At 67.5% G+C, this 8320-nt stretch carries 8 protein-coding genes; 5 read left to right on the forward strand and 3 right to left on the reverse strand.

What is annotated here, in order from left to right; all coding sequences use genetic code 11:
- The first annotated feature begins 182 nt into the window (after positions 1-182).
- The 5 genes from urtA to urtE are packed head-to-tail and all read left to right on the forward strand — an operon-like array spanning position 183 to position 4658.
- Positions 183-1391, forward strand: coding sequence for an urea ABC transporter substrate-binding protein (urtA, locus tag ACTWPT_RS15165; protein WP_443177985.1), 1209 nt, complete (start codon positions 183-185; stop codon positions 1389-1391).
- Positions 1391-2239 carry an urea ABC transporter permease subunit UrtB gene (urtB, locus tag ACTWPT_RS15170; RefSeq protein ID WP_443178003.1) on the forward strand — a complete coding sequence of 283 codons (849 nt, stop codon included), beginning with the start codon at positions 1391-1393 and terminating at the stop codon, positions 2237-2239. The genes urtA and urtB overlap by 1 nt, the downstream gene beginning before the upstream one ends.
- Complete coding sequence (gene urtC / locus ACTWPT_RS15175) at positions 2236-3258, forward strand: urea ABC transporter permease subunit UrtC (RefSeq protein WP_443177986.1); 1023 nt, start codon at positions 2236-2238, stop codon at positions 3256-3258. Before urtB ends, urtC begins: the two co-directional genes overlap by 4 nt.
- Positions 3242-3991, forward strand: a complete 750-nt coding sequence (urtD, locus tag ACTWPT_RS15180; protein ID WP_443177987.1) for an urea ABC transporter ATP-binding protein UrtD — start codon at positions 3242-3244, stop codon at positions 3989-3991. The genes urtC and urtD overlap by 17 nt, the downstream gene beginning before the upstream one ends.
- The gene (gene urtE, locus ACTWPT_RS15185) at positions 3969-4658 is read left to right on the forward strand and encodes an urea ABC transporter ATP-binding subunit UrtE (protein ID WP_443177988.1); all 690 of its coding nucleotides are present in this window, start codon (positions 3969-3971) and stop codon (positions 4656-4658) included. The genes urtD and urtE overlap by 23 nt, the downstream gene beginning before the upstream one ends.
- 145 nt (positions 4659-4803) lie before the next feature.
- On the opposite strand, the gene ACTWPT_RS15190 is transcribed toward urtE, so the two are convergent.
- The 3 genes from ACTWPT_RS15190 to ACTWPT_RS15200 form a co-directional block, all read right to left on the reverse strand.
- Complete coding sequence (locus tag ACTWPT_RS15190; protein WP_443177989.1) at positions 4804-5265, reverse strand: hypothetical protein; 462 nt, start codon at positions 5263-5265, stop codon at positions 4804-4806.
- 408 nt (positions 5266-5673) lie between these two features.
- Complete coding sequence (locus ACTWPT_RS15195; protein ID WP_443177990.1) at positions 5674-6399, reverse strand: Mut7-C RNAse domain-containing protein; 726 nt, start codon at positions 6397-6399, stop codon at positions 5674-5676.
- Positions 6400-6870: 471 nt separating this feature from the next.
- Positions 6871-8320 (reverse strand): glycoside hydrolase family 6 protein (locus ACTWPT_RS15200; protein WP_443177991.1); only part of this gene is annotated, 1450 nt, incomplete at its 5' end.

An 8320-nucleotide genomic window follows, 5' to 3' on the forward strand; every position in this document is an offset into this window, starting at 1 on the left:
CCGGCCGTTTCCTGACTGTTGCCGGGTGATGTCGTGTTGGTTTCGCCCTGCGGATGAGTCCCTCATATCGGATTAAGTGCATTTGTGAACGCCCGGCAATGGCGTCTTAACGCCTGGGATCTACCTGGGAAATCTCGCGGAGTCACCTTTCTGGCAGGAACGCCCGGCAGGAAGGAACCGCTGTGCGCACATCTCGCGCAATCGTCGTCTCCGCGCTCGTCCTCTTCACCCTCGCGGCCTGCGGATCCGACGCCGAACCCGCCGCTCAGTCCAACGAGATCAAGGTCGGTCTCCTGCACTCGCTCAGCGGCACGATGGCCATCAGCGAGGTCACTGTGCGCGACGCCGAGCTGCTCGCGATCGAGGAGATCAACAAGGCTGGGGGCGTGCTCGGCAAGAAGCTCGTTCCTGTGGCGGAGGACGGAGCCTCCGACTGGCCGACGTTCGCCGAGAAGGCCACCAAGCTGATCAGGCAGGACAAGGTCGCCACCGTCTTCGGCGGCTGGACCTCGGCCAGCAGGAAGGCCATGCTGCCGGTCTTCGAACGGTACAAGGCGCTGCTGTGGTATCCGGTGCAGTACGAGGGCCTGGAGAGCTCGCCGTACATCTTCTACACCGGCGCCACCACCAACCAGCAGATCATCCCCGGCCTGGACTACCTGAAGGAGCAGGGCAAGAAGAAGATCTTCCTGGTCGGCAGCGACTACGTTTTCCCGCGTACCGCCAACAAGATCATCAAGGCGTACGCGGCCGCGAACGGGATGGAGATCCTCGGCGAGGAGTACACCCCGCTCGGCCACACCGAGTACTCCACGCTCGTCAACAAGGTCATGCAGGCCAAGCCGGACGCGGTGTTCAACACCCTCAACGGCGACAGCAACGTCGCGTTCTTCAAGCAGCTCAAGAGCGCCGGGGCGACCTCGGAGTCCATGCCGGTGCTGTCGGTGAGCATCGCCGAGGAGGAGGTCACCGGCATCGGCGTGGACAACATCGTCGGCCACCCGGTCGCCTGGAACTACTACCAGACCACGGAAACCTCGGCCAACGAGGCCTTCGTCAAGGCGTTCAAGGCCAAGTACGGGGCGAACAAGGTCACCAGCGACCCCATGGAGGCCGGCTACAACGCCGTCTATCTGTGGGCCGAGGCGGTCAAGAAGGCCGGCACGACCGAGGTCGAGGCCGTCAAGAAGGCCGCGCCCGGCATCGCGCTCGAACGCCCTGAAGGCCTGGTCACCATCGACGGCGAGAACCAGCACATGTACAAGACCGCCCGCATCGGCATCATCCAGCCCGACGGCCTGATCAAGCAGGTGTGGGACTCCGGTAAGCCGATCAAGCCGGACCCGTACCTCAAGGGTTACCCGTGGGCGTCCGGCCTGGCGGCCTCCTGATGTCGGCTTTCGTCAACCAGTTGCCGATCGGGTTGTCGATCGGGGCGGTGCTCCTGCTCATCGCGCTCGGGCTGACGTTCACGTTCGGGCAGATGGGTGTGATCAACATGGCCCACGGCGAGTTCATCATGGCGGGCGCGTACACCGCGTTCCTGCTGCAGGACATGGTGCTCGCGCTGCCGGCGGCGTTCGTGGTGGCCGGGGTCATGGGGCTGATCCTGGAGCGGGGCGCCATCAGGCACTTCTACGGCCGGCCGCTGGACACGCTGCTGCTCACCTGGGGCGTGAGCCTGGTGCTGCAGCAGCTCGCCCGCGACCTGTTTGGGGCGCCGAACGTGCAGGTGCCCGCCCCCTCGTGGCTGGCGGGCGGGGTGGGCATCCTGCCGTACAACCGGCTGTTCATCATGGCCCTTGCGATCACTGGCGTGGTCGGGGTCTGGGTCTACCTCAACAGGACCGGCTTGGGGCGGCGCACGCAGGCCGTGGTGCAGAACCGGCAGCTGGCCGCCACCAGCGGGATCGACGCCGGGCGGGTGGACATGCTGACGTTCTTCATCGGGTCAGGCCTCGCGGGCGTGGCCGGGGTGGCGCTGACGCTCATCGGGCCGGTCGGGCCGGCGCTCGGCACGTACTACATCGTCGACGCGTTCCTCGTCGTGGTCGCGGGCGGGCTCGGGCAGCTGCGTGGGGCGGTGCTCGCGGCCGTCGGGCTGGGACTGCTGAACTCCTACGCCGAGTTCTGGTCGGACGCCTCGCTGGCGAAGGTGATCGTCTTCGCGGTCATCATCGCGTTCCTACAGGTACGGCCCCAGGGGATGTTCGTGCTCAGGTCGAGGGTGCTCACATGATCAAACGGAACCTGCCGTTCGCCGCCATCGCGGTGGTGGCGCTGGTCGCGGCGCCGCTGCTGCTGGAGCCGTTCCGGCTGGGGCTGCTCGCCAAGTACCTGTGCTACGCGATCGTCGCGCTCGGGATCGGGCTGGCGTGGGGCCAGGGCGGCATGCTCGCGCTGGGGCAGGGCGTGTTCTTCGGGCTCGGCGGCTACTCGATGGCGATGTACCTCAAGCTCACCGAGGCGGGGCAGGGCGGGCTGCCGGACTTCATGGTGTGGAGCGGGGTGGAGGACCTGCCCGCTTTGTGGCTTCCCTTCGCCAATCCCGTGTTCGCGCTCGGCACGGCGGTGGCCGGGCCGATGGTGCTCGCGGTGATCCTGGGCACGCTGGTGTTCCGGCAGCGGGTGCGCGGGGCGTACTTCGCGATCCTCACCCAGGCGCTGGCCGCCGCGCTGGTCATCCTGCTGGTCGGCCAGCAGGGGCTGACCGGCGGCACCAACGGCATGACCAACTTCTTCGAGCTGTTCGGGCAGGACCTCGCCCAGGACTCCACCCAGCGGGGTCTCTATCTGGTCGTCGCCGGCGTGCTGGGAGTGCTCTACCTCGCCACCCGGCAGCTGGTGAACAGCAGGTACGGCCGGCTGCTCGTCGCGGTCAGGGACGGCGAGGACCGGGTGCGGTTCCTCGGCTACGACCCGGCCCTGGTCAAGACCGTCACCTTCGCCGTCTCGGCCGGCATGGCGGGGTTGGCGGGCGCGTTGTTCGTGCCGGTCGTGGGCATCATCTCGCCCGCGCTGCTGGGCGTGGTGCCGTCGCTGGAGCTGGTCGTCGCGGTGGCGGTCGGCGGGCGGCACGCGCTGGCCGGGGCGGTGCTCGGCGCCGTGGTCATGGGCTACGCCAAGACGGCGTTCAGCGAGCAGTTCGCCGACGGCTGGCTCTACCTGCAGGGCGCGCTGTTCATCCTGGTCATGACGTTCGCCCCGAAGGGGATCATGGGCATCCTGGGGAGGTTGCGAAGTGCTCGAGCTACGTGACGTGCACGTGGTGTTCGACGGCTACCGCGCGCTCGACGGCGTCGACCTCACCGTGCCCGACGGCGAGCTGCGTTTCCTCATCGGCCCCAACGGCGCCGGCAAGACCACCCTGATCGACGTGATCACCGGCCTGACGAAGCCCGCGTCGGGCGCCGTGCGGTTCGGCGGCCACGACCTCGTCGGCAAGAAGGAGCACCACATCGTCCGGCTGGGCGTCGGCCGCACGTTCCAGACCTCGGTCGTGTTCGAGGAGCTCACCGTGGTCGAGAACCTCGATCTGGCCGCCAGCTTCCGCAAGCCGCTGTGGTCGCTGGCCAGACGCCGCAAAGGCGTGTCGGACGCCGTCGAGGAGGCCCTGGCCAGGACGGGACTCGAAGAGCTCGCCGAGCGTTCAGCCGGTGTTCTCTCGCACGGCCAGCGCCAGTGGCTGGAGATCGGGATGCTGCTCGCGCAGCGGCCCCGGCTGCTGCTCCTGGACGAGCCGGTCGCCGGCATGTCCAGCGACGAACGCGAGCGCACCGGCAAACTGCTCACCGAGATCGCCGACGACCACACGGTGATCGTGGTGGAGCACGACATGGAATTCCTGCGGCGGCACGCCTCGAAGGTGACCGTGCTGCACGAGGGAAAGATCCTCGTGGAGGGGTCGGTCGAGCAGGTCAGCGCCGACCCGCGGGTTCAGGAGGTCTACCTGGGGAGGAGGCCCAAGGATGCTATCGGTAACCACTCTTGAAGCAGGTTACGGGAGGGCACGCGTACTGTTCGGAGTCTCTCTGGAGGTCGATCCCGGCCGCCTCGTGTGCGTCATGGGACGCAACGGCGTCGGCAAGACCACCCTGCTCAACACCATCATGGGCGTGCTGCCCGCGACGGCGGGCACCGTCATGTTCGACGGGCGGGACGTCACCAAGCTGAAGCCGCACGAGCGGGTGCGGCTCGGCATGGGGTACGTCCCTCAGGGCCACCAATGCTTCCCCCAGCTGTCCGTCCTGGGCAATCTGCTGGTGACCGTGGAGGCCGCCAAGCAGCCCAAGCGGGCCATCGACGAGGCGCTGGACCTCTTCCCCGCGCTCAAGCCCATGCTCAAACGCAGCGCTGGGCACCTGTCGGGCGGGCAGCAACAACAGCTCGCCATGGCCCGCGCGCTGGTGACCAGGCCGAGGATGCTCATCCTCGACGAGCCGACCGAGGGCATCCAGCCGTCGATCATCCTCGAGATCGAGGCGGCCATCGAGCAACTGCACGCCTCCGGGATGGCCGTGCTGCTCGTCGAGCAGTACCTGGACATCGCGCTGCGGCTGGCCGACCGGTTCCTCATCCTCGACGCGGGGCATGTCGTACGTACCGGGGAGGCCGAGGAACTGCAGCGCGACGACGTGCGCCGGCTACTGGCGGTCTAGTCTCGCCCGCCACTCCAACGAAGAATCAGTCGGTAACAGCGGAAGAAGAAGAACGGTTATACAGAGGAGTGGTTTATCCTCACCACTACCTCTGTTTGCCTGGGTGTGGCGGTGACCTCCATGACCAGGCAAACAGTGGCGGCACTCAGCAGGAGCCCTGCCCGGCTTCCCGCTGAACATCGATTGAAGGTGTCTCGCCTTCGTGCGGCGGCATCGTGGACGCGACCATCAACGGGCCGTCTGCGGTGCCGTCCAGTTTTTCCAGGAAATTGGCCCAGGCGGCTGACATGGTGAAGGCCGTGATCGTATACCACTGGCCTGCCGACTTGGGGTCGTCCGCTTCAAGGGACACCGTCACGTTCCATTGCCCCGTTGGGCGGACGGTGTCGACGCGGTAGAACTGCGTTTTCGCGCGCGGCATGCCTGTCGTGCGACGTACCGCGACGATCAAGGTCAGCCCCTCGGTGACCTTGGCCGTGCCTCGGACCACGGGACAGGCTGAGGCGGTCGCGCCGGCTCCCGTCTCCGGTGCGGTGATGGTGATGGCGGGGGAGTCGCTGTCGGCGCTGACCCGGGTGAGAGAGACCACGGCGGTGGCGAGGCCCACCAGCGCCGTGGCCGTAGCAATGACGGCGGTCGCCTGCTTCCATCTGTGTCCCCGCCTCGGTGAGGGGAGCCCGGCGTCGTCGGCGGGCGGCGATTTGTCGGACATATGGCGCAAACCTCCTAATCAGAATAAGTTCGGGCAATAAGGGGCACTGGGGGATTCTGGCTGCTTTTGGGTACGCCAAGATGGCGTTAGCGCTCAAGTGCGTTAACGCCAAACTGTGAAAGTTGTTCTGGAGTGCCCTTGGTCGCCAAGCATACACCGGTTACGGCGTATTATGTGAGTAACGGGCTAAAGGTGATTTTGCTGGTGAACGCGCTGGTGGATAGCCATTTTTGAGATCAACTCGAAGTGCATTCTAGAAGCGGAAGATCGGGAAAGCTGCGTTACCACTTGTGTGGAGAGTCGCTAATATGCGCTATTAGTCCACGCACGTGCCGACTGCACGATTTCCTCCAGCCGGCCGCTGTGTGCGCCGTGCCAGTAGATCTGGCCGCATTCCCGGCACCGGCCGTACACGTCGTAGTTGCGCCGCGTCCCGGCCTCCAGAAGCGGCGCGACCTCATGCTTGGCGACCGGCTCCAGCCGGCCGTTGCAGGCCGTGCAGCGCGTCCACGGGCGCAGCGGCGGCGAGAAGCGTTCGAGGAGGTCGCGTAGCTGGTCGGTGGGGCGGGAGCCGCGCACGTACGCGCCCAACCACAGCGCGCGGCGGCGCAGCAGGCCGCGGTCCTGTGTGAGCAGCACCCGGCGCTCCTCGTTGGCCTGCGCCACGAGCGCCGGGTCGTCCATGTCGTTGTGGTAGGCGGCATCGATGCCGAGCAGGCGCAGCCGCCGCGCCAGCGTGCCCAGGTGCACGTCCAGCAGGAAACGCGGCTCCTCGGGCAGGGGTTGTGGCCGGGGCACGGGATGCACCTCCGCCACGTCGCCGGAGGCGAGCTGGTAGGAGGGGGACACTCCGCGGCCGTTCACGATCATCGGGCCCACCTCGGTCAGCGGGATGCCGACAGACTCCACGTGATGGCCCAGCGTGGACGTGCCGTCCGGGGTCACCTCCTGCCATTCCTGGCGGCGGCTCATGGGCAGGAACATCCTCAGCTCTGGGGCGATGCGCAGGCTTGCGGTCACGTTGTCCATTCTGTGTTCATCTGCCTCATGGCGTGGAGACCCCGTTCTTCGTGTTTGGGAGACGAGCGCCACCCTCTTATTCGAAAACGGTATGGAAAAGGTCAAGAATAGTCAGCAACATAAGCGTTGGGTGAGGTCGCAGTTACAGGAGGTGTGCGATGGTTGTTCGTGCTCCACCGTTAAGCAGCAAGGCTTGCCTCGATGATGCAGCTGCGGCTCACGCACCCCAGCCCAGGCCGACGCCCTACTGGTTGTGGTGCTGTTGTGCAAGCAGGCGGCCTGCTTCGTCTCCCGCCTGCCCTCGCAGCAGTGCACTTTCACTGCGCTGGAGCCGCACCGGCTGCCCCCATTCGGTGCGCGCAGTCCGCCGGGCTACGCGCGCAGGTGATCCCCCGGGTCGCCAGCGCCCACGCCAACCGGCGCGCCACCAGGAATGGGCCCTGCTGTGCTTAACGTCGGGATGTCTTTACGGACGTAACCTCAGCGCAACGGCGGATTGGCCAATTTCGCCCTTTCGAGCGCCATCTCGCCCCACCACTCGCCCGCCTCCGGCGCCACCACGCCGCGGGCCGGGTCCTTCTCGCCATCGGTGCCGCGCCGGCACCGGCCGCTGGACGCGCCCGCCTTGGTGATCCACAGGTAGGCGTCCACCAGTTCCTCGCCCGTGGCCGTGGTGGGGCGGTCACCGACGCCCCTGCCTGGAGGGTTGCACCACGTCTGCGGATCCTTGTAGTGCTCTGCCGGGGCCCATGATCCGTGACCGCTCCTGGCGGTGTCGACGACGAAGTGCGGCATCGTGGACGGGTCCACCGTGGTGTAGGACGGGCAGGCCTTATCGCCGGTGGCCAGCCGGATGCTGATGCAGGCCGACAGGCTCTCGCCGTACGCGACGGCCTTGGCCGTGCGCTGGTAGCCGGCCGTGTTGAGGAAGAACCCGTCCACCTTGTCGATGCCCGCCCCGATCAGGCGCTCGGCCATGATTTCTTTGCCCGGGTAGAGATCTTGGCTGCCGTCGAGGTAGACGGCCGTGCCGGGGTTGGCCTTGAGGGTCTGAGCGGCCTTCCCGAGGTCCTGGTACCGCTGGTCGGGGGAGCCCTGCGGGTCGCAGTCCTTCGCGCCGGAGATCTTGACCAGGCTGCCGGGCTCCAGGATCACCACGGCCTTGGCGCTCCCGATCTGGCCGGCTATGCCCTTGATCCACTCCTGGTACGCGGCCAGCTCGGCCGGGGTGGCGGGCTTGCAGTCGCTACCGGGCATGTAGTTGATCAGGAACACCGGGACGCCGCCCGCCTGCTCTGCCCCCGAGATCACGTTGTCGATCTTTGCTCTGACCTCGGGCTCGCCCAGGCGAATGGCGTAGGGAACGGCGGCCAGCTTGCGCATGAGCTCGGCGTCCAGCGGGCGGTCCTCAGCCCACTGGTCGGCCTGGCGGCTGGCGGCCGGCTCGGCGGGGGCGTAGAAGCGTACGTTGTCCTGGGCTCTGAGCGGGTTCTGGGCGGCGGCCTGATCGCCTCCGCTCGCCGTAGTACTCGCGGTCGATGTCGTCGCGTGACTGCTACCACCATCGCCGTTCCCAGTCTGAGCCGTGCCGTCGCCGCGGCCCTTCTGGTCCTGAACGCCGACCGCACCGCCCTGACCGCGCCACAGGAGTGCCGCCGACGTCCCGGCGACCGCCACGACCACCGCAGCCGCCGCCGCCAGCAGCCTTCTCCGTCGTACTGCGGCGGGCGTCGCCGCGCTCTCCGCCGCGCCTGAGATCGCCTGGCCTGGGCCCGTCGCGCCGGGACCCGCCGCACCCGTGCCCGTCAGTCCCGGGGCCGTCGCGCCATGGCTCGCCTCTCCCGGGCCGGTCGCGCCCAAGTCTGTGGCGCCATGGCGCGCCCCGCCACCCGGACCCGTCGCACCTGGCGACGCCGCGTCCGTGTCCGCC

Origin of the sequence: Nonomuraea sp. 3N208 (assembly GCF_052245935.1) — a bacterium.
GTDB lineage: Bacteria > Actinomycetota > Actinomycetes > Streptosporangiales > Streptosporangiaceae > Nonomuraea.

What these genes read in the sequence shown, in the direction of transcription:
- urtB (WP_443178003.1), top strand. Translation starts at nt 1,391, where the DNA reads ATGTCGGCTTTCGTCAACCAGTTGCCGATCGGGTTGTCGATCGGGGCG.
- urtC (WP_443177986.1), top strand. Translation starts at nt 2,236, where the DNA reads ATGATCAAACGGAACCTGCCGTTCGCCGCCATCGCGGTGGTGGCGCTG.
- urtE (WP_443177988.1), top strand. Translation starts at nt 3,969, where the DNA reads ATGCTATCGGTAACCACTCTTGAAGCAGGTTACGGGAGGGCACGCGTA.
- ACTWPT_RS15195 (WP_443177990.1), bottom strand. Translation starts at nt 6,399, where the DNA reads ATGGACAACGTGACCGCAAGCCTGCGCATCGCCCCAGAGCTGAGGATG.